Annotated in this window: 24 protein-coding genes and 1 pseudogene; 9 read left to right on the plus strand and 16 right to left on the minus strand. The window is 66.3% G+C overall.

What is annotated here, in order from left to right:
• Positions 1–141: 141 nt before the first annotated feature.
• Both ASG27_RS01915 and ASG27_RS01920 read right to left on the minus strand, forming a co-directional pair.
• A complete protein-coding gene (locus ASG27_RS01915; RefSeq protein WP_056410776.1) occupies positions 142–690 on the minus strand; it encodes a gamma carbonic anhydrase family protein in 549 nt (182 codons plus the stop codon).
• A gap of 99 nt (positions 691–789) precedes the next feature.
• A complete protein-coding gene (locus ASG27_RS01920) occupies positions 790–1,443 on the minus strand; it encodes a TetR/AcrR family transcriptional regulator (protein ID WP_056410779.1) in 654 nt (217 codons plus the stop codon).
• Between the two features lie 139 nt (positions 1,444–1,582).
• Between ASG27_RS01920 and ASG27_RS01925 the strand changes: the two genes are divergently transcribed.
• Entirely contained in the window at positions 1,583–2,659 is a 1,077-nt protein-coding gene (locus ASG27_RS01925) for an MBL fold metallo-hydrolase (protein WP_056410781.1), read from the plus strand.
• A gap of 51 nt (positions 2,660–2,710) precedes the next feature.
• On the opposite strand, the gene ASG27_RS01930 is transcribed toward ASG27_RS01925, so the two are convergent.
• Entirely contained in the window at positions 2,711–3,739 is a 1,029-nt protein-coding gene (locus tag ASG27_RS01930; RefSeq protein WP_156370407.1) for a hypothetical protein, read from the minus strand.
• The gene (gene pdxR / locus ASG27_RS01935; RefSeq protein ID WP_235503867.1) at positions 3,736–5,280 is read right to left on the minus strand and encodes a MocR-like pyridoxine biosynthesis transcription factor PdxR; all 1,545 of its coding nucleotides are present in this window, start codon (positions 5,278–5,280) and stop codon (positions 3,736–3,738) included. The genes ASG27_RS01930 and pdxR overlap by 4 nt, the downstream gene beginning before the upstream one ends.
• Before the next feature lie 100 nt (positions 5,281–5,380).
• On the opposite strand from pdxR, the gene ASG27_RS01940 reads away from it, so the two are divergent.
• Together ASG27_RS01940 and ASG27_RS01945 are read left to right on the plus strand one after the other, a co-directional pair.
• Positions 5,381–5,857, plus strand: a complete 477-nt coding sequence (locus ASG27_RS01940) for an OsmC family protein (RefSeq protein ID WP_056410786.1) — start codon at positions 5,381–5,383, stop codon at positions 5,855–5,857.
• Positions 5,858–5,867: 10 nt separating this feature from the next.
• Positions 5,868–6,506, plus strand: a complete 639-nt coding sequence (locus tag ASG27_RS01945; RefSeq protein WP_056410791.1) for an FMN-binding negative transcriptional regulator — start codon at positions 5,868–5,870, stop codon at positions 6,504–6,506.
• Positions 6,507–6,736: 230 nt separating this feature from the next.
• Here ASG27_RS01945 and ASG27_RS01950 read toward each other — a convergent pair whose 3' ends face one another.
• The 3 genes from ASG27_RS01950 to ASG27_RS01955 form a co-directional block, all read right to left on the minus strand.
• Positions 6,737–8,146, minus strand: a complete 1,410-nt coding sequence (locus tag ASG27_RS01950) for a homoserine dehydrogenase (RefSeq protein ID WP_056411603.1) — start codon at positions 8,144–8,146, stop codon at positions 6,737–6,739.
• A gap of 140 nt (positions 8,147–8,286) precedes the next feature.
• A complete protein-coding gene (locus tag ASG27_RS26440) occupies positions 8,287–8,436 on the minus strand; it encodes a hypothetical protein (RefSeq protein ID WP_156370408.1) in 150 nt (49 codons plus the stop codon).
• A gap of 156 nt (positions 8,437–8,592) precedes the next feature.
• Positions 8,593–9,162 carry a WD40/YVTN/BNR-like repeat-containing protein gene (locus tag ASG27_RS01955; RefSeq protein ID WP_056410794.1) on the minus strand — a complete coding sequence of 190 codons (570 nt, stop codon included), beginning with the start codon at positions 9,160–9,162 and terminating at the stop codon, positions 8,593–8,595.
• Positions 9,163–9,464: 302 nt separating this feature from the next.
• Between ASG27_RS01955 and ASG27_RS01960 the strand changes: the two genes are divergently transcribed.
• Positions 9,465–9,785, plus strand: coding sequence for an acylphosphatase (locus tag ASG27_RS01960; RefSeq protein ID WP_056410798.1), 321 nt, complete (start codon positions 9,465–9,467; stop codon positions 9,783–9,785).
• Between the two features lie 28 nt (positions 9,786–9,813).
• Here ASG27_RS01960 and ASG27_RS01965 read toward each other — a convergent pair whose 3' ends face one another.
• The 3 genes from ASG27_RS01965 to ASG27_RS01975 form a co-directional block, all read right to left on the minus strand.
• Entirely contained in the window at positions 9,814–10,614 is an 801-nt protein-coding gene (locus ASG27_RS01965) for a DUF72 domain-containing protein (RefSeq protein WP_235503892.1), read from the minus strand.
• A gap of 61 nt (positions 10,615–10,675) precedes the next feature.
• Positions 10,676–12,019 (minus strand): ATP-binding protein, encoded by a 1,344-nt coding sequence (locus ASG27_RS01970; RefSeq protein ID WP_056410800.1) that lies wholly within the window; start codon positions 12,017–12,019, stop codon positions 10,676–10,678.
• The gene (locus ASG27_RS01975) at positions 12,016–12,777 is read right to left on the minus strand and encodes a response regulator (protein WP_056410804.1); all 762 of its coding nucleotides are present in this window, start codon (positions 12,775–12,777) and stop codon (positions 12,016–12,018) included. Before ASG27_RS01975 ends, ASG27_RS01970 begins: the two co-directional genes overlap by 4 nt.
• Before the next feature lie 178 nt (positions 12,778–12,955).
• Here ASG27_RS01975 and ASG27_RS01980 point away from each other — a divergent pair, with 178 nt between their 5' ends.
• The 4 genes from ASG27_RS01980 (at position 12,956) to ASG27_RS01995 (ending at position 16,251) form a co-directional block, all read left to right on the plus strand.
• Positions 12,956–13,501 (plus strand): DUF2147 domain-containing protein, encoded by a 546-nt coding sequence (locus tag ASG27_RS01980; RefSeq protein WP_056410807.1) that lies wholly within the window; start codon positions 12,956–12,958, stop codon positions 13,499–13,501.
• A complete protein-coding gene (locus ASG27_RS01985; RefSeq protein ID WP_082485707.1) occupies positions 13,498–14,238 on the plus strand; it encodes a cytochrome c biogenesis CcdA family protein in 741 nt (246 codons plus the stop codon). The genes ASG27_RS01980 and ASG27_RS01985 overlap by 4 nt, the downstream gene beginning before the upstream one ends.
• Before the next feature lie 26 nt (positions 14,239–14,264).
• Positions 14,265–14,846: a thioredoxin family protein gene (locus ASG27_RS01990; RefSeq protein WP_056410813.1), complete on the plus strand. Its 582-nt coding sequence runs from the start codon at positions 14,265–14,267 to the stop codon at positions 14,844–14,846.
• An 82-nt stretch (positions 14,847–14,928) separates the two neighbouring features.
• Positions 14,929–16,251, plus strand: coding sequence for a serine hydrolase domain-containing protein (locus tag ASG27_RS01995; RefSeq protein ID WP_056410816.1), 1,323 nt, complete (start codon positions 14,929–14,931; stop codon positions 16,249–16,251).
• Positions 16,252–16,403: 152 nt separating this feature from the next.
• On the opposite strand, the gene ASG27_RS02000 is transcribed toward ASG27_RS01995, so the two are convergent.
• The 3 genes from ASG27_RS02000 to ASG27_RS02010 all read right to left on the minus strand — a co-directional run bounded on the left by ASG27_RS02000 (position 16,404) and on the right by ASG27_RS02010 (position 17,867).
• Positions 16,404–16,841, minus strand: coding sequence for an OsmC family protein (locus tag ASG27_RS02000; RefSeq protein WP_056410819.1), 438 nt, complete (start codon positions 16,839–16,841; stop codon positions 16,404–16,406).
• A 139-nt stretch (positions 16,842–16,980) separates the two neighbouring features.
• Positions 16,981–17,232, minus strand: a complete 252-nt coding sequence (locus ASG27_RS02005) for an ATP-binding protein (protein WP_056171757.1) — start codon at positions 17,230–17,232, stop codon at positions 16,981–16,983.
• 221 nt (positions 17,233–17,453) lie between these two features.
• The gene (locus tag ASG27_RS02010; protein ID WP_056410822.1) at positions 17,454–17,867 is read right to left on the minus strand and encodes a YkgJ family cysteine cluster protein; all 414 of its coding nucleotides are present in this window, start codon (positions 17,865–17,867) and stop codon (positions 17,454–17,456) included.
• 214 nt (positions 17,868–18,081) lie between these two features.
• On the opposite strand from ASG27_RS02010, the pseudogene ASG27_RS02015 reads away from it, so the two are divergent.
• Positions 18,082–18,406 (plus strand): annotated as a pseudogene (locus ASG27_RS02015) (hypothetical protein); the annotation flags it as partial.
• Between the two features lie 260 nt (positions 18,407–18,666).
• Here ASG27_RS02015 and ASG27_RS02020 read toward each other — a convergent pair.
• The 3 genes from ASG27_RS02020 to ASG27_RS02030 are packed head-to-tail and all read right to left on the minus strand — an operon-like array spanning position 18,667 to position 23,922.
• Positions 18,667–19,785 carry a suppressor of fused domain protein gene (locus tag ASG27_RS02020; RefSeq protein ID WP_056410828.1) on the minus strand — a complete coding sequence of 373 codons (1,119 nt, stop codon included), beginning with the start codon at positions 19,783–19,785 and terminating at the stop codon, positions 18,667–18,669.
• Positions 19,782–22,880, minus strand: a complete 3,099-nt coding sequence (locus tag ASG27_RS02025; protein ID WP_056410832.1) for a type I restriction endonuclease subunit R — start codon at positions 22,878–22,880, stop codon at positions 19,782–19,784. The genes ASG27_RS02020 and ASG27_RS02025 overlap by 4 nt, the downstream gene beginning before the upstream one ends.
• Positions 22,873–23,922, minus strand: coding sequence for a PDDEXK nuclease domain-containing protein (locus ASG27_RS02030; protein WP_056410835.1), 1,050 nt, complete (start codon positions 23,920–23,922; stop codon positions 22,873–22,875). Before ASG27_RS02030 ends, ASG27_RS02025 begins: the two co-directional genes overlap by 8 nt.

The following is a 23,922-nucleotide window of genomic DNA, read 5'->3' on the forward strand; positions in this document are numbered from 1 at the left end:
CGAAAGACATTGGCTGGGTGCACACATCGCTATGCGATCGCGGAACGGGCTGCCCAGCGGCAAACGCTGGCTGGTGCGGGCATCGTGATGCGTGTGGACTCCGCGCGGCGCCTGGGCGGCGGGACCCTGTCCGTCCGGTGGCTAGGTCCCCATCGTGGTGCCGCCCGCAAGGTAGTTGTTCTTCATCCGCACATAGTGCTCGGCCGAATACTTGAGGTACGCGATCTCCGCGTCGGTCAGCGCGCGCTGGCGCACCGCGGGCCGGCCGATGTAGAGGTAGCCGCTTTCCAGCACCTTGCCGGGCGAGACCAGGCTGCCAGCACCCAACATCACGCGGTCTTCGATCACCGCGTCGTCCATGACGATCGAGCCCATGCCGATCAGGCACTCGTCGCCGATGCGGCAGCCGTGCAGGATCACCGAATGGCCAATGGTCACGTAGTTGCCGATGACGAGCGGCGAGCCCTCGGGCTTGGCTGGATTGCGGTGCGACACATGGCCCATGGTCAGGTCCTGCACATTGCTGCATTCGCCCACCACGATGCGGTTCACGTCGCCGCGCAGCACCGCGTTGCACCACACCGAGCTGTCGCGGCCCAGGGTGACATCGCCGATGACCTGGGCGGAGTCGTGCACGAAGACGCCGGTATCGACAGTGGGGAAGGTATCGAGGTAGGAGGCAAGGGGCATGGTGGCGCTGCGGGTGGGTGGATGAAGAGACCGGTGGAGCGGCGAGCGTAACGGCTCGCGGTTTCAAAAAGGCAGGATCAAGGCGCCATCAAAACGACTTCAAACGGCTGCAGCGCCCTGGCGCGGCACTGCATAAAAGCCCAGGAACATGTCCACCGCATCGCCCAGCACCTGCTGCTGCTCGGGCGCGGTGAGCGGCGCGCCGCCCATGGCCAGCTGGGGCCAGAAGGCGAAGGACTTGACCATGCCGTGCAGCTGGTGGGCAGCGTACTGCGGGTCCACGCCCGCGCGCAGCGCGCCGTCCTGCTGCGCGGCGCGGATCCAGCGGGGCAGGCCCTCTTCCTTCTCGGACAGGCGCGCCACCATGGCCCGGGCGCGCTCGGGGGTGTGCATCATCTCGGCCATCGCCACGCGCGACAGGTCGATGAAGCTCGCGTCGTTGAGCAGCTCCATCTTCTGGTCCAGCACCGCCAGCAACTGCGCGCGCAGCGGTTGGTGCGCGTCGTAGGCCACGTCGGGCAGCGAATGGCTGCGGTCCCACAGGTGGTCCAGGATGGCGCCGAACAGCTCGTCCTTGCTGGGAAAGTGGTTGTACACCGTGCGCTTGGACACCTCGGCCGCCGCGGCCACGCGGTCCATGCTGGTGCCGTTGAAGCCATGTTCGCGGAACTCGCCAATGGCGGCCTGCACGATGGCCTCGCGTTTGCGGTCGGTCAGGCGGGTGGGGGCAATCACGGTGGCAGGCTCGGTCATGGCCCCATTTTACACCGGGGAGTTTACTTTTTATAAAAGTGAACTACACTGTGCAGTGCACTTTTCGGAAAAAGCACTTATGCTTCGCCGTATTCCACGAATTCCCCGCGTCTTTCTCATCCTTACCGTCGTCACCGCCATGGCCTACAGCATCCTTTCCTGCACCTCCCTGCCGGCAACATCGTATGAACAGTCGCCCCAGCAGGTGGACGGCAAGTTCCGCAACGCCGCGCCGCGCCAGGCGCCGGGTTTTGCCAAGACGATGGGCATCATGTGGCGCTTCATGACCGACAAGCCCGCCGATGCGGTGCCCGCAAAGCCGCCCCAGGTGCTGCCGCTCACCCAGGCCGACCTGCTGGCCGCGCCGGACCTGAGCCTGTGGCGCCTGGGTCACTCGACCATGCTGCTCAAGCTGCAGGGCCAGTTCTGGCTGACCGACCCGGTGTTCTCCGAGCGCGCCTCGCCGTTTTCCTTCATGGGCCCCAAGCGCTTCCATGCGCCGCCCATCGCCATCGACGAGCTGCCGCCCATCACGGGCGTGGTGCTCTCGCACGACCACTACGACCACCTGGACCACGCGGCCATCCTGCAGCTGGCCCCCAAGGTCGCACACTTCGTCACGCCGCTGGGCGTGGGCGACCGCCTCATCGCCTGGGGCGTGCCCGCGTCCAAGGTGCAGCAGTTCGACTGGTGGCAGGGCACCACCGTCGCCGGCGTGAAGCTGGTGGCCACGCCCGCACAGCACTTCTCGGGCCGCACGCTGTCGGACGGCAACCGCACGCTGTGGGCGTCTTGGGTGATGCAGGCCGGTGAAGGCGCCAGCGCGACGCGCATCTTCTTCAGCGGCGACACGGGCTACTTCGACGGCTTCAAGGCCATTGGCGAGCGCTTCGGCCCGTTCGACCTGACCATGATCGAGACCGGCGCCTACGATGCCCAATGGCCCGACGTGCACATGCAGCCCGAGGAAAGCCTGCAGGCCCACCTGGACGTGAAGGGCCGCCACCTGATGCCCATCCACAACGGCACGTTCGACCTGGCGCTGCATGCGTGGACCGACCCGTTCGACCGCATCACCGCGCTGGCCGGCAAGGCAGGCGTGCCGCTGGTGGCACCGGTAATGGGGGAGCGGCTGGATATCCGGCAGCCTGCGCTGTCGAAGCAGTGGTGGCGCGGGGCGGCGGTGGACGCAGGCGCGGGCACTGCAGCGCGGTAGCGGGTTAACTGCGGTACTGCGATGGCTGGGCCTGGCAACCGCCCGTGGGTGTCAGGCGCCCGGTACCGGGTCGCTGATGTCGCCCTGTCGCCGTCCGTCCTTGAAGAACTGCACGTTGGGAAGCAGACCATCCTCAAGGGTGATCAGCCCGAACTGGCGCTGGGCTGTCACAGGAATGTTGGCTGGGAAAAACCCGGCGAGCAACGGTGGAGCGAAATCCACTGCCGCCCCGGAGGCGATGTACTCGTGCAGCTGGCGCCCACCCTTTTCCGTCCATGTGGCCTTGCGATCAATCTCGTGGATGTCTCCGCTGAGCACGCGCACGTCATACGTTTCGGCCAACGCCAACAGCCACCTCAGGTCTTCGGGATAGTGCTTCCAGCCGTTGATCTCCCAGCCGTTGATGGTCGAACCGCTGGCCACCAGATGCAGCGCGTTCGGATGGTCGGCCATGCGCGCCTGCATCATGGCTTTTTGCTGGGTGCCCAACAGCGTCGGCCCGTCGCGCCACGAGCGCCCGTCCGTCAGGTGCAGCACCACCAACCCGGCAAACAGCACCTCGCAGCGGTAGCCAGGCATGGCGTCGTTGAAGCGCACTTGCCCTCGCGGCACGCCGATGTTCTTGAGCACCCGCGGGTCCATCGCGGTGACTGGGAACGGCGCAACACCCGCCAGTGCGTCGCGCCAGCACTGAAACAGATTGCTGGAGTAGACCGCGTGCTCCAGGTGGCTCAAGGCCTGCTGTTGACGCGCGTCGTTCCACAGGAAGTCGTGGTCATCCCAGATCGCGTAAGTGGCCAGTCCGTCTTGCTGCAGCAGTGTCCGAAACTCGGGCACTGCCAGTTGCTTGCGGTACAGGCGGTGCACATGCGCCGCAAAATCGCTTGGGTTCAGCAATGCGGGTTCGGTGACCATGCCGTCGGGCCCTTTGGGCCACGGGCAATCAATGTAGATCGAGTCGCCCAGCAACACCAGCACGTCGGGCTTGTGCCAGCCGATGTCTTCCCAGACGGGCTGGCGTGCGGAAAAAACCTCGGTCGACATGCACGAGGTGAACGCGATTTTCTTCAAAGTGGTCATGCCGTCTTTCTGCGGTGGCGTGGCGGGGTGGACGACACGTTTGTATGCGGCGCGCGCACGTGTGGCAAGGACAAAGCTGCCACCACCCGCGCCGCGGCCACGATCTCGGCCTCGCTGTAGCCCGCATAGCCGAACAGCCAGCCGCGCCGGGTCGACTCCATCGCGTAGCGTGACAGGGGCGCCAGCATCACCCCGGCGGTGAGCGCGCTGCGGCTCAAGGCTTCGTCGTTGCTGCCGGGCGCGGTCTCCAGCAGCAGGTGCATGCCCCGGTCGCTGGGCGCCAGTTGCAGTGCGCCGCCGCTGGCATCGGCCAGCGCGTCAATCAGCACCTGCTGGCGCTGCTGGTACAGCTCGCGCATCTGGCGCAGGTGGCGCAGCAGGTGGCCTTCGGCGATGAAGCGCGCCAGCACCGCCTGGGCGTCGCCCGGCGCGTGCCGGTCGGTGATGGCGCGGGCCATGGCAAAGGCTTCCACCAGCGCGGGCGGCACAACCACGAAGCCCAGGCGCAGCCCGGGGTGCAGGGTCTTGGAGAACGTGCCCACGTACAACACCCGCTCCGAGCCCGGCAGGCTGCACAGGGCGGGCACGCGCTGGGCCTTGCCATCGTGCTTGCCGTACTGGAATTCGCCGTCGTAGTCGTCCTCCACCACCCAGGCATCGTGCGTGCGGGCCCACTGCAGCAGGGCCTGGCGCCGCGCCAGGTGCATGCACACGCCGGTGGGGAACTGGTGCGTGGGCGTGACCACGGCCATGCGCGCACCGGGCCACTGCGCGGCGCCCTCGGCGATGCGCAGGCCCTGCGCATCCAGCGCAACGGGCCGCGCCAGCACGCCGTGGCCCAGCAGGCTGGCGCGGATGCCGGGGTAGCCGGGGTCTTCCACCAGCACCTCGTCGCCCGCGTCCAGCAGCAGCCGGGCGATCAGATCGATGCCCTGCTGCGAGCCCGAGCACACCACCACCTGCGCCGCATCGCAGCGGATGCCGCGCGACGCCCACAGCCACAGCGCAATGGCCTGGCGCAGTTGGGGGTCGCCCGCAGGGTCCAGGTACTGCGCGCGGGCGCTGCGCTGGCCGGGGCTGGCCTGGCGGGCGAGGCGGTCCCACAGCGCGAACGGAAAGGTGTCCACCTCGGGTGCGCCGATGCGGAACGCCCGCGCCGCCACATGCGGCGGCCGCCAGCGCGCCGCCGTCTCTGCGATGAGCTGCCCGCGCTTCGACAGCCCGCGCGGCGGCGCCACCAGGCCTTGCGTGGGCGCCGTACCCGCGGCCTGCGACACATAGGTGCCGTCGCCCACACGGGCCTCCACATACCCTTCGGCCTGCAGGCGCTGCACGGCCCACAGCACGGTGTTGCGCGACACGCCCAGGCCGGCCGCATGCTCGCGCGACGGTGGCAGGCGCGTGCCTGCGGGCAGCCGCCCTTGCTCGATGGCGCTGCGCAACTGCTCATACACCTGCTGGCGCAGCAGGCCCGGGCGTGGGCTGGATGCGGCTTCTGCAGCGGCGATGGAAGTCTTGGGATTGGCTCTGGCAACCGGCATGAATTGGCCCCTTGGTTGTGGCAATGCAGCCATAAACTGAAGAACCATTTTAGAAACCATCCGGGCTGCCTGCGAGGCCCGGACCCACAAGAAAGATCCTATGGCCGAGCACACCGCCACCATCGCCTGGTCCCGTGGCAGCGACGACTTTCTGGACAAGCGCTACCACCGCGCGCACAGCTGGCAGTTCGATGGCGGCGCCGTGGTGGCCGGCTCGTCGTCGCCGCATGTGGTGCCGCTGCCCTACTCCGACGCCGCGGCCGTGGACCCGGAAGAAGCCTATGTGGCCGCGCTGTCGAGCTGCCACATGCTGTGGTTCCTGGACTTCGCCTGCCGCGCCGGCTGGCGCGTGGACAGCTACACCGATGCCGCCGTGGGCACCATGGCCAAGGACGCGCAAGGTCGCCTGGTCGTCGCGCACGTGCAGCTGCGGCCCGTCACGCGCTTTGATGCCGCGCACGCACCGACCGCCGAGGTCCTGGCCGACCTGCACCACCAGGCGCATGCGGCGTGCTTTCTGGCCAACTCGGTCAAGACGCAGATCGACTGCGCGCCCGTACTGGAAGTTGAAGGGTAAGGAGCCTGACATGACCATTGCCAACCGCCAGTTCCAGGTGTCCGACGCCGCCGTCCTGCAAGGCCTGGTGCGGGACCAGCCCCTGGCCACCCTGGTCGTCTCGCACCAGGGCTCCCTGCACGTGAACCACGTGCCGCTGTACCTGGACCCCACGCGCGGCCCGCACGGCACGCTGGTGGGCCACGTGGGCCGTGGCAACGGCGTGTGGCCGCTGCTGCCGCAGCACGCGGTGGCCGTGTTCCACGGCCCGCAGGCGTATGTGTCGCCGTCGTGGTACCCGTCCAAGGCCATCGACGGCAAGCAGGTGCCCACCTGGAACTACGCCACGGTGCACGCCCACGGCACGTTGAGCGCCATAGACGGCAACCCCGAGCGCCTGCGCGCCATCCTGCACACCCTGACCGAGGCGCATGAATCGCACCGCCCGCACCCCTGGCACGTGGACGATGCGCCTGCCGACTACCTGCACAAACTTCTGGGCGCCATCGTGGGCGTGGAGCTGGCGGTGGAGCGGTGGGAAGGCGTCTGGAAGGTGAGCCAGAACCGCACGGACACGGACCGCGCGGGCGTCGTTCAGGGGCTGACGGCGGAAGGCACGCCGCAAGCGCTGGCCATGGCGGCGCTGGTGGAGCGAGGGCCGGGCATCTAGCCACTGTTTGCTATGACATTCATAGCATTTGGCGCTTGATAGGCAAGCGATGGGGCCTGCTGGGGTCTTCAAGCACCGTCGAACCCACCCATACCGTTCGGGCTGAGCTTGTCGCGGCCTTGCGCGGCGCTTCGGCAGGCTCAGCGTGAACGGTGGGGGGGGGTGGGTGCGGGGTGGTGATGGCAGGGCGCGACGTGCAGCTCGGCACCACCCGCGGCAACCCCTCGGCATCACCCCTCCAGCATCTCCACCCGCAGCGACACCACCGGCCCGGCCACTGCCGGGTGCGCGCCCAGTGCGTGCACGGCCAGGTCCACCGTGGCCTGCGCCACCGCGTCGGTCAGCACCAGCACCTGGGGCGTGCCGCCGGCGGGCAGGTGCTGGGCGCAGGCCAACTGCACCTTCGCCACAGGCACGTGCTGCGCTGCCAGCCACGCGCCCACGGCCTCGACCTGCTGGGCCTGGTGCACCGGCACGCGCAGGTAGTGGCGGGTGTGCACGGCGGCGCGGGGCAGCACGGCCAGATGGTCGTGGATGGCCGGGGCATGAAAGCCCAGGTGCGGCACGCGCTGCGCCGCGTGGGTGCCGTGAAGCCGCGCCACGTCCACCAGGTCGGCGATCACCGCCGAGGCGGTCTGCTCGGACCCTGCGCCCGCGCCGTAGTACATCGTCACGCCCGAGGCGTCGCCCTTGACCATGATGCCGTTCATCGAGCCGTTCACATGCGCCAGCAGGTGCGTGGCGGGTATCAGCGCGGGCTGCACGCGCAGTTCCACGCCGTCGGCACCATCGCCGTTGACGCCATCGCCGTGCTCGCGGCGGCGGGCGACGCCCAGCAGCTTGATGCGAAAACCCAGCTGCTCGGCACAGACCACGTCCAGGCCCTGCAGTGCGGTGATGCCCTCCACCTGCGCGTCGGCAAAGCGCAGCGGCATGCCGAACGCGTTGGCCGCCAGCAGCGTGATCTTGTGCGCGGCGTCGATGCCTTCGATGTCGAAGGTCGGGTCGGCCTCGGCATAGCCCAGCGCCTGCGCCTGGGCCAGCGCCTGGGCAAAGCCCACGCCTTCGTCGCGCATCTTGCTCAGGATGAAGTTGGTGGTGCCGTTGATGATGCCGGCCACCCATTCGATGCGGTTGGCCGTGAGGCCCTCGCGCAGCGCCTTCACGATGGGGATGCTCACGGCCACCGCACCTTCGTACGCCACGGCCACGCCGTGCTGGCGCGCGGCGGCAAAGATCTCGTTGCCATGCTCGGCCAGCAGCGCCTTGTTGGCCGTGACCACGTGCTTGCCCGCGCGGATGGCGGCCAGTACCCATTCACGCGCGGGGCCGGTGCCGCCAGCGGCCTCCACCAGCACATCCACGTCGGGGTGCGTGGCGACCTGCAGGGGGTCGTTGGTCAGGGCTACGTCCTTGCCCACCACGCTCACGGCGCGGGCCAGGTTGCGCGCTGCGACCACCACCACCTCGATGCCCCGGCCCGCGCGGCCCGCGATCAGCGCCTGGTTGCGCGCCAGCACGCGGAAGGTGCCCGCGCCCACGGTGCCAATGCCGATCATGCCCACGCGCAGGGGGCGCAGGGCCTCAGCTGTGGGCTGGAACGACGGGGCTTCTAGGGACTGGACGGGATCGCGGAACATGGGCTTCTCCAAACGACTGCAAAACAATCAAACGAACAAACAAAAAAACCCAGCTGCCAGAGCTGGGTTTCATTCACATTCGTCTTGGGGGAGAAGAGAGCGATCACCAGGTGGCTGCCGAAACGGCCACCTGCGCGTGCTCAGGTGGCCGCGGGGGTAATGGTGGTAATCATGCGTGCACCCAGTGCCCGCTGTTCACCATTGGCCCGCATGGATGCGGGCGGCATCATGCCCATGCCCTGGAAGGCAGTGGCGCGTGCGTTGGTGAAGGGGATGGCGGTGTACGACATGAAGTGCGCAGTGTAACGCAGCCGATCCGGGGGACGTCAAGTGTGCAGTGCGGTTCGCAAGTTACGCGGCTCCCCACCCGCAGGCAACCTGGTCCTGGTGGCTGTGCACGTGGCTTTCCATCCAAGGGTCGCTGGCGCTCACAAGGCCTGCAAGCGTTACTGCACGGTGAATTGGGGCCCCGCCAGCACGTAGCTGATCGGCATGAAGACGCCTGCACCGACGTACTGCAGTTGCAAGGCATCCTCTTGTCCACCCGAGAGGGAGCCTGCCACGCCGGTCGTCGTCGAGGACCTGCGTGAGCCTGCGTAGAGATTGCTGCCCGAATTGCCCGCGAGCAGCGTCAAACCGTCGCTGCTGCTGGCAACCGGGTTCCAGCTTCCTGCGCTCGCAGTTGATCTCCACGTCGCGCCATAGTCCGAGGACTCGTACAGTGTTCCCCCGGAGCTGGCCGCCACCACAAAACGGCCGTCCGAAGAGGTGGCGATCCCGCGCCAGTCGCGGGTGGCTCCCGTCGGCTGCCAGGAGGTCCCGTAGTCGCTGGAAGTCCAGATGGCTCCGGTGTCGACGCTGGCATACAGCCGTTGACCGTCGGCAGACGAGGCCACGCCCCACCAGAACTGGCTCGAGGCCCTGGCCACCCATGTGACGCCATAGTCGGTCGACACATACAGCAGTGCGCCGTTGGTGGCGGCTACCAGGACGCGCCCGTCGGAAGACGAGCTCACCGCGCGCCACGCGCGATTGCTGTCACGCGACGTCCAGGTGGTGCCGCCATCCGGCCTTTGTCCATTCAAAAATTTTGCCGTACCAGGGCCGGGTGGCCCTGCAGCCGGGCGCAGGGATGCGCAGCGATCACCATCGCGTCGAACAGGCAACACACAGACGGCGCACCACGCACATCCGGTGCGGGGTTGCGTACCGATGGACGAGATGGACGAGATGGACGACAGGGCCTTGCGGGGCGCTGCGGGGTGGCCTGGCCTTGCGCGTATCCTTCATTCCCCTGCCGCACCCACAGCCTTCCCCCATGCCCACCACGAACGCCGATCCTCGTCCTGATGACGATGGCATCACCCGCCACCTGTTCATCCACGGCCATGTGCAAGGCGTGGGCTACCGCTGGTCCATGGTGCAGGCTGCCGAACGCCTGGGCGTGACGGGCTGGGTGCGCAACCGCCAGGATGGCCGCGTGGAGGCCTGCGCCTGGGGCCCGGCATCCGCCGTGCTGGCGCTCATCGAATGGGCCCACCAGGGCCCTGAGCATGCGCGGGTGGACCGCGTGGTGGTGGGCCATGTGCCCGATGGCGGCGAGGCGCCGCAGGGCTTTGTGCAGCGCGAGACGTTGTAGCGCCCTGCTGCCGTTGTGGCGGCTGTGGCTACCCGCGCAGGCCCAGCTGCCGCAGCAACTCCATCGCCCCTGCAGGCGCGCGCTCCTTGGCGCCATTGATGAAGTACACAAACACATCGCGGGGCCGCTCGCCGCCGGTCCAGGTGCGCACACCTTGCGCCCACTGCGCAATCGCCTCGGTGGTATAGCCCGTGCGCACACCGCTCTCGCTGCGCATCAGACGCAGGTAGGCAAAGTCGGCCTCGCCATCCGCGATGGCGGGAAACTTGCTGGAGTCGGTGTACACAGGCACGCAGCGATACCGGCGCGCCAGCGCCACAAACTCTGGCGTCGCAAAACTCGGGTGGCGCACATCCAGCGTGTGGCGCAGCGGCAGGCCATCCACCTGCTGCGGCAGCAGTGCCAGAAAGGCCTCGAAATCTCCCGGATCCAACGCCTTGCTCGGCATGAACTGCCAGACGATGGGCCCCAGCTTGTCCTTCAGTTCGGAGATGCCGCTGTCGACAAAGCGCGCGATCGAATCGCCCGCCTCCGCCAGCACGCGGCGGTTCGTCGCGAAGCGGTTGGCCTTGAGCGAGAACATGAAGCCCTCGGGCGTCTCGCCGTGCCATTTGGCGAACGTCGGCGGCTTGAAGGTGCTGTAGTACGTGCCGTTGACCTCGATCGCCGTGAGCTGGCGGCTGGCGTACTGCAGCTCTTTGCTGTGCGACAGGCCCGCGGGGTAGAAGTTGTCGCGCCAGGGCTCGAAGGTCCAGCCGCCGATACCGACGCGGATGCGCGGGTTGCCGGCGCTGATATCGCTCTGGCGGGTGCTGGCAGAGGTGTCCACGGCCTTGTCCTTTTGAGAATCCACGGAGCGGCCACTGTAGCAGCGGCATGGGCGCACATGCCTATGCCGGGCTCGCCTCCGGCAGCTCCAGCCGCGCCTGCAGTCCCTGCGCGCCATCTGCGCGTGGCCCGAGCACCAGGCGGCCGCCCAGGGCCTTGGCCAGCTCGCTCGCAATCGCCAGGCCCAGGCCGGTGCCGCCAGTGCCGCGGTTGCGCGAGTCTTCCAGCCGCACATAGGGCTGCAGCACGGCGGCCAGGTCGGCCTGCGCAATGCCGGGGCCGCGGTCCAGCACGCGCAGCAGCCACGGGCATTGCGCCGGTGTCTGGTCCTGTTCCTGTTCGCATGCCTCCAGGCTCAGCTCGGCCGCGCCCGCGAACTTGATCGCGTTGTCCACCAGGTTGCACACCAGCCGGCGCAGCGCTTGCGGGCGCGTGTCGCAGGTGCCCGGGTCGGCGTGCAGCAGCGTCACCGGCAGGCCCGCATCGGCGTAGTCGAACGCAATGCTCTGCAGCAGCGCGCGCAGGTCCACGCGCTGCAGCGGCTCTTGCACGGCCTGGGACGAGCGTGCGTAGGCAATGCCCTCTTCCACCAGCGACTGCATCTCGGCCAGGTCCGCGTGCAGCTTGCCCTGCAGCGCGGTGTCGTCCAGAAGGTCGGCGCGCAGGCGCAGGCGGGTGATGGGCGTCTGCAGGTCGTGCGAGACAGCGGCGAGGATGCGCATGCGCTCCTCCAGGTGCGCCTGGATGCGCTGCTGCATGCGGTTGAAGGCCTGGGCAGCGCGCTGCACCTCGCGCGGGCCGTCTTCGGCCAGGGGCACGGCAGGGCGGTCGGCACCCAGCGCATCGGCCGCGTCGGCCAGCGTGCGCAGGGGCCGCGTGGCCGCGCGCACCGCCCAGGCGCACAGGCCCACCAGCAGCGCCAGCTGCAGCGCCAGCGCGCCCAGCACCCAGGGCGAGACCTGCAGCCGGGGCTCTGCCATGTCCACGGCCAGTGGGGTGCCGTCGGCCAGCTGCAGCTGCAGGCGCAGCTCGGTGCCGGGCATGCGCGGGTCGATCACGCGCACTGAGCGGCCCGGTGGCAGCGTGGCACCCACGGCGCCGGCAATCAGGCGGGCCATGGCGGACGGGTCCTCGGGTGCGTCGAGCGGCGCGGTCAGCGTGAAGCGGTAGTTGCGGCGTGCCAGCCGATCCACCCATTGCGCGCGCTCTGCGGCGGGCAGGCGGTCCAGCATGGCCAGGGAGCTGGCCACGTCGCTCGCCAGGTACGACACCATGGCGCGGCGCATGGTCATGCCGCGTTCGGTGATGGCCAGCACGAAGGTCAGCGCATGCGCCAGCGCCAGGCCCAGCGCCAGCACCAGCAGGATGCGCCCGAACAGCGAGCGGGGCCACCAGCGCAGCGTCATGCGGCGGCCTCTTTGGGTGTTGCCGTGGGCAACACGTCGGCGCAGAACACGTAGCCCTCGTTGCGCACGGTCTTGATGTAGCGAGAGCCGCGAGCACCGTCCCCCAGCCGCTGGCGCACGCGGCTGACCAACAGGTCGATGGAGCGGTCGAACACATCGGCATCGCGCCCCTGCGTGAGCTGCAGCAACTGGTCGCGCGTGAGGATGCGCTGCGGGTGGTCCAGCAGCACGCGCAGCAGCCGGTACTCGGCGCCCGACAGCGCCACCACCGCGCCCGTGGCATCGAGCAGGTGGCGCGCCGTGGTATCGAGCCGCCAGTCGCCAAACGCGAGGTGGCGCGCGGGCTCGGCCACCGCCAGGTTGGGAGGCAGCATGCGCGTGCGCCGCAGCACCGCGTGGATGCGCGCCAGCAGCTCGCGCGCGGCAAAGGGCTTGGTCAGGTAGTCGTCTGCGCCCAGCTCCAGGCCCAGGATGCGGTCGGCCTCGTCGCTGCGTGCGGTGAGCATGATGATGGGCAGCGGCGGCGCGCCGGGGCTGCGCAGTTCGCGGCACAGGGCGATGCCGTCGGTGCCGGGCAGCATCAGGTCCAGCACCAGCAGGTCGATGCGCTGCGTGGCCAGCACCTCGCGCATCCGCCGCCCGTCGGCCGCCACGCTGACCTGCAGGCCCTGGCGCTGCAGGTACTCGGCCGCCAGCTCGCGGATGCCCGCGTCGTCATCGACGATCAGGATGTGGTCGGGCGGGGGCGTGGTCGTCATGGGCGTTGATTGTCCAGACTTTGGCGCCGCGTGGTGATGCCCCAGCAGGCCCGCATGTATCTGAACTTGTCTGGCGCCGCTGCCGACAAGTGCGCATACCAAAAGGCCCGCGCACGACAAACCGCCGATACGTGCGCTGGCTTCAATGCAGTCTTCCTGAACTTCACGAGGACTTGCCATGAAACCCACCATCGCCATGGGTACCGCTGCTGCGCTGGCCCTGGGCCTGGCGCAGGCTGCCGGCGCGCAAGAGGCCGCCGCGCGGCCCGCCACGGCCGGGCAGTCGGCATCGGCACCAGCCCCCCACCCCCAGGCCCCGCTGGGCCGCTGGATCACCGAAAGCGGCAATCTGGAAGTGGACGTCGCCCCGTGCGCCACCGACGCCAAAACCACCGCCACCTCCAACGCCGGTGGCAGCCCCACCCTGTGCGGCAAGGTGGTGCGTGTGCTGGCCAACCGGTCCATGAGCGCCCCCGGCACCGACATGGCCGCCGCCGACGCCCGCCCCGCGCTGGGCATGACCCTGCTGTCGGCCCTGCGCGATACCGGCGGCGGGGACTATCAGGGCGAGATCTACAACCGAGAAAACGCCAAGACCTACCGCGCCACCCTCACCCCCGCCGAGCCCGACCAGCTGCTGGTGCGCGCCTATGTTGGCATCCCGCTGTTCGGCAAGACGCAGGTGTGGCGCCGCCCGGCCGCAGAGCACGGGAGTGCGCCATGACCATGGCCGCAACCGCCGTTGCCACTTCGCCCTGGCTGGCCGTGGCCGCCGGCATGCTCACCGTGGGCGCGCCCTGCGTCCTGCCCATGCTGCCAGTGGTGCTGGGCGCGTCGGTGGCGGGTGGCCCTGCGCAGCGCACGCGCCCGCTGTTCATCGCGCTGGGCTTCGCGCTGTCGTTCGCTTCCGTGGCACTGCTGTTCAGCAGCTTCACGCAAGTGCTGGGCGTGTCGCCCGAGGGTTTGCGCCGCTTCGCCGCCGTGATGTTGCTGGTGTTCGGCGTGCTCACGGTGTGGCCCCGGCCGTTCCACTGGCTCAGCCAATACGCGGGGGGCGTGCTTCACCGCGTGGGCAGTGTGGGCAGCGTGGGGCTGGGTTCATCGGGCGGCAACTGGGGCGGCCTGCTGTTGGGGCTGAGCCTGGGCGCGGTGTGGACCCCCTGCGCCGGGCCGGTGCTCGCGTCCATCCTCACCCTCATCGCCACCGAGCCGCCCGGTGTGGGCACCGCCGTGCTGCTGCTGGCGTATTCAACCGGCGCCGCGCTGCCCATGCTGGCCATCGCCTACGGCGGCCAGGCAGCGGCCCACCATGTACGCCGCCTGTCGCGCCATGCGCACTGCGTGCAGCAGGTCTTTGGCGTGGTGCTCATCGCCGTCGCGCTGGCCATGTTGCTGGAGGTCGATGGCCAGGTCACGGCGTGGCTGTCGCAGTTTTATCCATCGTTTTCTGGCGGGCTGTGAGCGGCCCGCAGCAAGGAGTTTTCACCATGACATCGCACCCCTCTTCACCCTTTGCGCTGCAGCGCCGCGCCTTCCTCGCGTCTGCCGCTGGCGTGGCCGCAGCCGTGGCGGCACCCGCCATCACCCACGCGGCAGGCTCCGCCATGCAGGCCGCCACGCTGCCCGACCTGGGCCCCGCGCCCGAGTTCACCGGCATCGAGCGCTGGCTCAACTCCGAGCCGCTCACCTTGGCCCAGCTGCGCGGCCGCGTGGTGCTGGTGGACTTCTGGACGTACGCCTGCATCAACTGCATACGCACCCTCCCCCACGTCAACCGCTGGGCCGAGCTGTACACGCCCCAGGGCCTCACCGTGGTGGGCGTGCACACGCCGGAGTTTCCGTTCGAGCGCACCACCAGCAACGTCGAGGTGGCCCTGCGCCGCCACGGCGTGAAGCACCCCGTGGCGCAAGACAACCGCTACCGTACCTGGAAGGCCTACAGCAACCAGTACTGGCCCGCCGCCTACCTCATCGACGCGCAGGGCCGCATTCGCTACAAGCACTTCGGCGAAGGCGAATACGACCGCACCGAGGCCGTGATCCGCGCGCTGCTGGGGGCGCGGGGCTAGTCCCTGCGAACCAGCAGCTCACCCTTTCTTGCCACGTCGTTGCTCTGCCCGATCCCATCCACCTTTGCAGGACTTTTGCACCATGCCCTACCCCCGCCTTCACTTCGCCCTGGTCACGCTGGCTGCCACCGCAGCCGCTGTCTGCATGGCCTCTGCCAGCCACGCCCAGGCGCCCCAGTTGCCCCCGCCCGATGCCACCCAGCCCGCCGCGCTGCGGCTGATGCAGGGCTTTCCGCCGCCGCCCGACAAGGTCGTGCGCCTGGCCAACATCCTGCAGTACCCCAACGTGCGCTGGGCCGCGCACCACCTGCGCGAGCTGGGGCCGACGGCGACTGTGTGGCGCGGTGCAGGCACGCCGAGCGCACTGCCCGCGGCAGCCCGCCCGCTGAACGACGCACTGCCCATGCCCGACGGCCAGGGCGGCACCACAACGCTGGCCGACTGGCAAAAGGCCACCTACACCGACGGCCTGCTGGTGCTGCACCGCGGCCAGGTGGTGTACGAGCGCCACCACACCGGCATGCAGCCCCACCAGCCGCACGTGCTGTGGTCCATGAGCAAATCGCTCACCGGACTGCTGGTGACCGAGCTCATTCACGAAGGCGTGATCGACCCCACAGCGCTGATCCCCCGCTACCTGCCCGAGCTGGCCACCAGCGCCTGGGCCGACGCCACCGTGCAGCAGACGCTGGACATGACCACCGCCGTGCAGTACGCCGAGAACTTTGCCGACCCCACGTCCGGCGTCTTCCAGTATTTGGCCGCCGCGGGCCTGCAGCCCGCGCCGCCCGGCAGCAGCGCACCCAAAAGCATGGCCGAGTTCTTGCCCACGCTGAAGAAAGACGGCGAGCACGGCGCCGCGTTCGCTTACAAGTCGGTGGACACGGAAGTGCTGGGCTGGCTGCTGCAGCGCGTGACGGGCAAGAGCTACGCCACGCTGCTGTCCGAGCGCATCTGGTCGCGCCTGGGCACGCAGGAAGATGGGTATGTGTTTGCCGACCCCAACGGCGGCCAGTCCACCAGCGTGGGCGTGAACGCCACGCTGCGCGACCTGGGGCGCCTGGCAGAGATGCTGCGCGCCAATGGCCGCTACAACGGCCAGCAGATCATCGCGCCCGCCACCATCGCCGAGCTGCGCAAGGGTGCGGACCCGGCCCGCTTCAGCAAGGCGCCCGGCACCGCCATGCGCGCGGGCTACTCGTACCACAACCAGTGGTGGGTGCCGCACGATGCGGACGGCACGCTGGAAGCCAAGGGCCTGATGGGCCAGCACATCCACATCAACCCGGCGGCGGAGCTGGTGGTGGTGAAGCTGTCCACCCACCCGGTACCCAACACCGCCTTCACGCATGCGGTGGACCGGCAGGCGTTTGCCGCGCTGGCCGCAGCGGTGCGGGCGCGGTGACGAAGACGATCGGGAGTGCTGCGTAGACGGCAAAACGCAGCGACAGGCGTGTGCACCTGCGCTGCGTTGTGGTCCGATCACCGCGTGGGCGTCGGAAGGATGTCGCGGGCTGGGACTGGTGTGTGGACCGTGCCGCACACTCGGCCCGGCCTTTACTGCACCAGCGTTGCAGTCAGCGTGATCTCTGGCACCGAAGCCAGTGCCTTCGACAGCGGGCAGTTGGCCTTGGCGTCGGCTGCGAGCTTTTGAAACGCCGCATCGTCCAGCCCCGGCACCTTGGCCGTCAGCGTGAGCGCAATGCGGTCAATGACGAAGCCGTCGCCGTCCTTGGACAGGCGCACGCTGGCCGTGGTGTCCACGGTTTCGGTGGCAATGCCCGCCTTGTCGGCAGCGAATGAAAACGCCATGGTGAAGCAGGCCGCATGTGCAGCACCCACGATCTCTTCGGGGTTGGTGCCCTTACGGTCGTCACCAAAGCGGCTGGCAAAGCCGTAGGGGTACTTGTTCAGCGCGCCGGTCTCGGTGCTGATCTGGCCTTGGCCGGCCTTGCCGGCGCCCTCCCAGTGAACGCTGGCTTTCTTTTCAGACATGGCGTGACTCCTTGTGCATGTGCATGCAGTGGTGGTGGGTGAACGGCCGGGCCAAAACCCGGGGCCCTGAATCACACCACAGGCACCGTGCCCCGGCTGTGGGACAAAACCGCTTCGTCCGTCCCCCCCCCGCCGCCTGTCAACCGTTGTGCACGCCAGGCGCAGCACCCGTGCGCACCATGCGGATCGCATCGAACGGGCAGCGCACGGCGCACAGCGCGCACCCGGTGCAGCCCGCCGCATCGTGCAGCGCAGACCGCTTGGGCCCCCAGCTGGCATCGCCCTGCACCTGCAGAGACAGCACATGCGGCGCACACACTGCCACGCACCAGCCGCAGCCTGTGCAGCGGTCGGTGTCGATGGCGGGCAGGGCTTTGCGGGGTGGGGTCATGCGGTGGGGCATTCAGGGCGTGGTTCGGTGCCTGGGCCTGTGTACAAGGCGAGTACGGTGTGCGGGTTGTGAAGGTCGTGCAGCGGTGGGGCAGGGTCCACGGCTGCGCCACAGCTTACCGCGCTGCACTGCCGGGGTCGAGCTTCTGCCTTGTCGCAACGCCGGCCCACCCGCTGCCTGGGCCGGGCCAGCAAGCCCGTACACGCCAGGCCGAGGGCTGGTCAGCCCTTGCGCTTCAAGTCCCGCGCCCCGTAGGCACAGTAGCCTGGCTTGGGGCTCTTCTTTTGCGGGTGCAGGCGGCACGTCTCGGGCCGCTTGTCGTACACGGTGCACCGCCGCGTTGCGGGGTCCAGAAAGTTGCAGTCCCCGCTGGCCCGCCGCGCCATCGTGAACACCGCATTCTTGTGGTTGAAGTGGTCGATGAGCCGCGCCTTCTGCAGCCGCTTGGCAATGTGCCGCAGCTCCTCATGCTCGGCCTCAAAAGGGTCCACCAGCTCCAGCCGCACCAGGTCGGGCAGCTGCACCTCCAGCGGCATCGTGCAGCAATTGGCCGCACAGGTATCGCACAGGCCCGCACGGTAGCGGGTCCAAGTGTCCAGACGGTCAACGTCGACGATGGCAATGGGGGAACGCATGGGGCTGCGATTGTGCCTGGGCGGCTGTCCGCCCGGTGGGCGCAGCCCACGCTGCCATCGCGGTCACCCGCCAGTGCCGGGTGCAGGGGCCGCCCGCGCCCCGGTCTCCAAACCTGTCGCCGCCTGTGGCGCTTGGCCTACGCCAGCGTGGCCCATTGCTGGGGAACATGAAGTTCTGGACGTATTCACGCACATCTACCCACAGGAGACCACCATGACCCATCCCCAAGACCCCACCCGCGACATGAACCTGGACCCCATCACCAAAGAACCCGGCGCCCACCCCATCGGCACGGGCATCGGTGCCGCAGGCGGCGCCGTCACGGGCGCAGCCGCTGGCTCCATCGGCGGCCCCATCGGCGCGGCTGTGGGTGCCGTGGTCGGTGCGGTGGTGGGTGGCCTCGCCGGCAAGGGCGCGGCCGAAGCCGTCAACCCCACGGATGAAGACGCCTACTGGCGCGATGCGTATGGCCGGGAGCCGTACTACTCGGATGCCTACACCTACGACGACTATGCCCCTGCGTACCGTCACGGCTATCAAAGCGTGATCGACGGACGCCACCGCGACTGGAACGACGCACGCGACCATCTGCAAACGCGCTGGGACACTGAACGCGAAAGCAGCCGTTTGAACTGGAAGGATGCGGAGCCTGCAGCCAAGGCGGCTTGGGAACGGGCGGATCGGATTTGGAAGCAGACGAAGCAAGAATAATAAGAGTGCGGCACGGGCTTGCGGTTAGCGGGATGTGGTGCCCCAGCGGCGGCGACACCGCTGCCCGCATTACAAGCCGGCATTTAATCAGCCGATGACATCGACCACCTTGCCGGCCGAATCCTTGATCGTCGTTTTTTCCACCACCCACTCCACCTGCGGCAGCAGCGGCATTACATAGCTGCCCTGATGCGGCGGCAGCGTCTGCGCCAGTTGCTGCACGGTGGCATCGGTCCAGCGCATTACCACGACATGGTCGCCCTCGCCCGGCCACGCCACCGCATTGTTGCCGTCGGCGCCAGCAGGCTCCAGCACCAACTGCCACTCATGCCCCGCCACCCGCAGCGGGCGGCCAAACGGCAGGCGCAGCGGCAGCAGGGTCACCAACTCGTCTACCTGGCGAGCGCCCACCGTGACCTGCGTGATCGGCTTACGCAGCAGCCGCTTCACTTGCTTGAGGCCCAGCACATCGGTGAAAAGGACCCCGCTGGCAGACCTATCGCGCCTCAAGCCCTCGTCCACCTGCTGCTTCACCGCCGGGTTGGCCAGTAACGACGCGCGGCCTAGGTCCGTCACCCACAGCGGCATGTGCGGCAGCAGCACCTCCAGCAGGCTGCGGGTGCGCCACTGCTTGGCCGCGCGCTCCTCCTCCACCGTCAGGCCCACCACCTGCAAGAACTCCACCGAGCCATTGGGCGTGGCCAGCGGCTCGGCAAGCTCCGGGTCCGTGACAAAACCCATGGAGCAGATCTGCGTGGCCCGCCCCAGCGCAATCGGGCCATTGGCCGTCATCCAGTGCCCATCGCGAAACACGTTGTCGCTCTGGAACACATAGCGCGCAAGGTTCTGCAAAAAGTTCAGCGCCCAGGCCGGTGGCTCGGCGTTGGGGTCTCCAGCCACCTCGCCCTGCTCCATGGCCAGCCGAAAGGTCAGCTCGAACCCGTAGCCGCTCACCTCCGGGTCATCGGACTCCTTGGCATACAGCTCGCTCAGCCCATAGGTCACAAAGTGCCAGTGCGGCACCGGGTCCGTGCGCCGCCACGCGCTAATGCCGTCCAGCGGGTCTGGCCCGCCCAGCATGTGCGAGATCAGCGTACCGAAGTGCTTGGGCTCCTGGCCGGGGTAGAGCTGGTCCACGCGGGCGGAGATGGCGTCCCAGCCGGGGGAGGATGCCTCGGTATCGTCGTCGATGGTGGTTGAAGTCATACCTGCCCCCCCACACCTTTAAACTTCTCGACAAACGCGGCGATTTTCTGAAACACACCTTGCTTTGTGGTCAGGTACTGCGGATTCAAAGGGCTCATTTTCGGAAGCACGGTGTTGAGTTCTGTACCGTTGTCGCTGGCGAATTCCCGTTTGAGCGAGGTGGCGATATAGCGTCGTGCTGCCTCAGGATTCAGATTCTCGGCACTGATCAACTCTTGCGCCTCGCGCTGCTGTTCCGTCTGCGCAAAGATGAAGAAGGAATCAATCACGCTGGCCTTGTCGCCAATCTGGTCCAGATCGGTCTGGTTGATGAAGTCCACCAGCAAGCCCTCTTTCGCGCGATTGCCCAAGCTTGCGCGAATCACCCGGCGCACTTCATCCACCAGCTCCGATTTGCTCTTGACCTTCTTGTTGTGCTCAAAGATCAGTTCAAGGATGTAGTCCAGGTTGATTTCCTGAGATTTGAGCAAATCCACCTCAAATACCACGTCATCCCAGTCAATGGTGGACTTCTCTTTCTCGGCCCCGGCCTTGTCACGGCGCAGCCAGTCGCGCACGTCGTTGTAGGTCGAGCGGTAGTCCTGAATTTTCCGCTCAGCCGGGAGCGTGATGGTTTGCAGCGCCGTCAGATCTTCATCGCTCAGATAGTGCTTGGCTTTGAACGCCTCTACTGCGGCAGGGTCGGCAAGATCGACGTTTTGCAACTCCTTCAAGCTGGCAAACTCGTCGTAGTTTTGAAGCACATTCTCCACGCGCAAATACTCACCAAACAGCTTGGCGAAGGCCTTCTTGTCGGCCTCCTTTTCAATGGCTGCGGGGTCTGGAAAGCGTGTTTCCAGTTCCGTCACCACATCCATGAAGCCTCGCCGCGCCTCGCCGGTGGTCGCATCGGTGAAGCCTTCCATGTACTCCTTGTAGCTCTTCTCCAGCACCACGTTCTTGGTGTTGGTGTCACCGAACAGTGTGATGGCATCGATGGTCGCCTGCTCCAGGTCGCGGAAAGTGATGATGTTGCCGAAGGTCTTGGTAGCGTCGAAGATGCGGTTGGTGCGCGAGTAGGCCTGCATCAGGCCGTGGAAGCGCAGGTTCTTGTCGACAAACAGCGTGTTGAGCGTGGGTGCATCAAAGCCGGTCAGGAACATGCCCACCACGATGAGCAGGTCGACTTCCTTGGCCTTCACCTGTTTGGCCAGATCTCGGTAGTAGTTCTGAAAGCCGTTGCTGTCCACGCTGAAGTTGGTCTTGAACAGCGCGTTGTAGTCGGCGATAGCTGCGCTCAGGAACTCCTTGGCGCTGCTATTCATGGCCGAAACATCAAAGCTCTCGTCCTGGATGTCGCCAATCGCGTCCTGCTCTTCGTTGGCGGCGAACGAGAAGATGGTGGCTACCTTCAGCGGCTTGTCGCTGGTCTTCTGCAACTCTCGGAAGCACTCGTAGTACAGCTTGGCAGCATCCACGCTGCTGACTGCAAACATGGCGTTGAAGCCTTTGTTGCCCGCGTGCAGGCGGTGGGTCTTTTGCCGGAAGTTGTTCAGGATGTACTGGGTGATCTCACGAATGCGATCCGGGTGCAGCAGGGCTTGCTTGTTCTCTGCTGCGCCCAGCTTCTTCTCATCCTTTTCGGTTTCAATGGCCTTGAACTGCGGACGTACATCGTTGTAGTCCACCTTGAACTTCAAAACCTTTTCGTCTCGAATCGCATCCGTGATCACGTACGAATGCAATTCACGGCCAAACACGCTGGCAGTGGTCTCAGCGCCCGATGCGTTCTCCGGGAAGATGGGCGTGCCGGTGAATCCAAACTGACAGAACTTCTTGAACTTCCTCCTCAGGTGTTTCTGGGCTTCGCCAAACTGGCTGCGATGGCACTCGTCAAAAATGAACACCACTTGCTTACCGTAGATAGGCAGGTCCGCCTCGCTCTTCATCAGGTTGTTGAGCTTTTGGATGGTGGTCACAACGATCTTGTTGTCGTCCTTCTCCAGGTTGCGTTTCAGGCCCGCCGTGCTGTCCGAGCCGTTTACGCTGTCCGGTGAAAAGCGCTGGTACTCCTTCATGGTCTGGTAGTCCAGATCCTTGCGGTCCACCACGAAGAACACTTTGTCGATGAAGTCCAACTCGGTGGCCAGGCGCGCTGCCTTGAAGCTGGTCAGCGTCTTGCCCGAGCCGGTGGTGTGCCAGATGAAGCCGCCGCTTTCCGTTTTGCTCCAGCTCTTGGCCTGATGGCTGTTTTTTATCTTCCACAGAATGCGTTCCGTTGCGGCAATCTGGTACGGGCGCATCACCAGCAACGTGTTGCTGACATCAAACACCGAGTAGTGCAGCAGCACATCGAGCAGCGTGTGCTTCTGAAAGAAAGTGGCTGTGAAGTCCTTCAGGTCCTTGATCAGGCTGTTGTCCGCCTTCGCCCAATTCATGGTGAAGTCGAAACTGTTCTTGTTGCGCTGGGTGGTGTTGGCAAAGTAACGGCTGTCGGTGCCGTTGGAGATAACAAACAACTGCAGATACTTGAACAGAGAATGCTCGCTGTTAAAGCTTTCCTTGCTGTAGCGGTGCACTTGGTTAAAGGCTTCACGAATCGCCACGCCGCGCTTCTTCAATTCCACCTGCACCAGCGGCAGACCGTTGACCAAAATGGTCACGTCATACCGGTTGGCATGTGAGCCTGCTTGCTCAAACTGCTTGATGACCTGCACCTTGTTGCGGGCGATGTTCTTTTTGTCCAGCAGGTAGATGTTCTGGATGCGGCCATCGTCAAACACGAAGTCATGCACATAGTCATCGTGAATCTTGCGCGTCTTCTCAACAATGCCATCGCTAGGCTTGTCCAGCCAAGTTTCCACAAAGCGCTGCCACTCGGCATCGGCAAACTGCACGTTGTTGAGCGACTGCAGCTGTGCACGCACATTGGCCAGCAAGGCAGCAGGTGTGTTAAGGCCTGGCGGAGCCTCATAACCTTGATGGACCAGGTCTTGAATAAACTCCCGCTCCAGATCACCCTCACTCTGGTAGCTCTCATTGGTTTGCCATTCCTTCGTGTACTTGTCCAGAACGATGAAGTTTTTGGATTCGGCAATGGTCTTGTAGTCACTCATTCGGCTTGCTCTCATCGTTGTGAATCAGCGCGGTCAGCTCGCTCTCAATCTCTTGCACCGTCGGCAGCTGCGACTGCACCGACAGGGGAATGTCTTTGGTGATGAATGAGCTCACGCCCATCGGTTTGTTAATGTCGCGCAGGGCATATTCCACATCCAGCTTGTCTTTGTCTTTGCACAGGATCAGGCCGATGGTCGGCTGGTCCCCCTCAGCGCGCAGCTGGTCGTCTACCGCCGAAAGGTAGAAGTTGAGTTTGCCCACGTACTCGGGTTTGAACTCGCCCGCCTTCAGCTCAATCACTACATAGCACTTCAGCCGTGCGTGATAGAACAGCAAATCCAGAAAGTAGTCTCTGCCATTTACCACCAGCGGATATTGCCGCCCAAGGAATGCAAAGCCCTTGCCCAGCTCTAGCAGAAACCGGGTGATCTGCGCCACCAACTGGTTCTCAATATCCCGCTCCACCGCCTGCGGGGTCAGGGTCAAGAAGTCGAACACATAAGGGTCTTTCAGGCTTTGCTGCACCAGCTCTGATTGGGGTGCTGGCAGCGTCTGAGCAAAGTTGCCTACGGCCTTACCGGCGCGCTCATGAAAGCGCTGCTCAATCTGCCACTCCAGCACGTTGCGGCTCCAGCCATGCTCGATGCAGGCCTGCGCATACAGCAACACCAGCTCTACAGACTTCACCTTGGTCAGCAGGGTGCGCACATGCCCCCACGGCATTTGTCCCACAGGCTGTGGGACAACTTCAAACTGAGGGCTGAAGAACGCATAAAACTGCCGCATGGCAAACAGGCTGGTGCGTGAGAAGCCCTTCATGCCGGGGTAGGTGGCTTGCAGGTCCTGCGCCATGTGCTCCACCACCGCTGAACCCCAGGCTCGCTCACGTTGCCAGGTGTCCAGTTGGCGGCCAATGTCCCAATACAGGTTCAGCAACTCGGCATTCACCGCCAGCACAGCGCGGATTTGCGATGCCTGAATACGCTGCTTGATGGCGGTAATCGCCTGCCGGTAGTCGGTGTGCTGGGTGATGTCGGTCAT

The sequence above is a fragment of the Acidovorax sp. Leaf191 genome (genome assembly GCF_001424425.1).
Classification (GTDB): domain Bacteria; phylum Pseudomonadota; class Gammaproteobacteria; order Burkholderiales; family Burkholderiaceae_C; genus Acidovorax.

Bases quoted from the DNA above. Each gene is read 5' to 3' on its own strand.
- ASG27_RS01985 (WP_082485707.1), top strand. From the start codon at position 13,498: ATGACCATGGCCGCAACCGCCGTTGCCACTTCGCCCTGGCTGGCCGTG.
- ASG27_RS26440 (WP_156370408.1), bottom strand. From the start codon at position 8,436: ATGTCGTACACCGCCATCCCCTTCACCAACGCACGCGCCACTGCCTTC.
- ASG27_RS01920 (WP_056410779.1), bottom strand. From the start codon at position 1,443: ATGACCGAGCCTGCCACCGTGATTGCCCCCACCCGCCTGACCGACCGC.
- ASG27_RS01945 (WP_056410791.1), top strand. From the start codon at position 5,868: ATGACCATTGCCAACCGCCAGTTCCAGGTGTCCGACGCCGCCGTCCTG.
- ASG27_RS01940 (WP_056410786.1), top strand. From the start codon at position 5,381: ATGGCCGAGCACACCGCCACCATCGCCTGGTCCCGTGGCAGCGACGAC.
- ASG27_RS01980 (WP_056410807.1), top strand. From the start codon at position 12,956: ATGAAACCCACCATCGCCATGGGTACCGCTGCTGCGCTGGCCCTGGGC.
- pdxR (WP_235503867.1), bottom strand. From the start codon at position 5,280: ATGCCGGTTGCCAGAGCCAATCCCAAGACTTCCATCGCCGCTGCAGAA.
- ASG27_RS01990 (WP_056410813.1), top strand. From the start codon at position 14,265: ATGACATCGCACCCCTCTTCACCCTTTGCGCTGCAGCGCCGCGCCTTC.
- ASG27_RS01995 (WP_056410816.1), top strand. From the start codon at position 14,929: ATGCCCTACCCCCGCCTTCACTTCGCCCTGGTCACGCTGGCTGCCACC.
- ASG27_RS02005 (WP_056171757.1), bottom strand. From the start codon at position 17,232: ATGACCCCACCCCGCAAAGCCCTGCCCGCCATCGACACCGACCGCTGC.
- ASG27_RS01915 (WP_056410776.1), bottom strand. From the start codon at position 690: ATGCCCCTTGCCTCCTACCTCGATACCTTCCCCACTGTCGATACCGGC.
- ASG27_RS02030 (WP_056410835.1), bottom strand. From the start codon at position 23,922: ATGACCGACATCACCCAGCACACCGACTACCGGCAGGCGATTACCGCC.
- ASG27_RS01970 (WP_056410800.1), bottom strand. From the start codon at position 12,019: ATGACGCTGCGCTGGTGGCCCCGCTCGCTGTTCGGGCGCATCCTGCTG.
- ASG27_RS01950 (WP_056411603.1), bottom strand. From the start codon at position 8,146: ATGTTCCGCGATCCCGTCCAGTCCCTAGAAGCCCCGTCGTTCCAGCCC.
- ASG27_RS01930 (WP_156370407.1), bottom strand. From the start codon at position 3,739: ATGACCACTTTGAAGAAAATCGCGTTCACCTCGTGCATGTCGACCGAG.
- ASG27_RS02020 (WP_056410828.1), bottom strand. From the start codon at position 19,785: ATGACTTCAACCACCATCGACGACGATACCGAGGCATCCTCCCCCGGC.
- ASG27_RS01960 (WP_056410798.1), top strand. From the start codon at position 9,465: ATGCCCACCACGAACGCCGATCCTCGTCCTGATGACGATGGCATCACC.
- ASG27_RS02025 (WP_056410832.1), bottom strand. From the start codon at position 22,880: ATGAGTGACTACAAGACCATTGCCGAATCCAAAAACTTCATCGTTCTG.
- ASG27_RS01975 (WP_056410804.1), bottom strand. From the start codon at position 12,777: ATGACGACCACGCCCCCGCCCGACCACATCCTGATCGTCGATGACGAC.
- ASG27_RS02000 (WP_056410819.1), bottom strand. From the start codon at position 16,841: ATGTCTGAAAAGAAAGCCAGCGTTCACTGGGAGGGCGCCGGCAAGGCC.
- ASG27_RS01925 (WP_056410781.1), top strand. From the start codon at position 1,583: ATGGCCTACAGCATCCTTTCCTGCACCTCCCTGCCGGCAACATCGTAT.
- ASG27_RS02010 (WP_056410822.1), bottom strand. From the start codon at position 17,867: ATGCGTTCCCCCATTGCCATCGTCGACGTTGACCGTCTGGACACTTGG.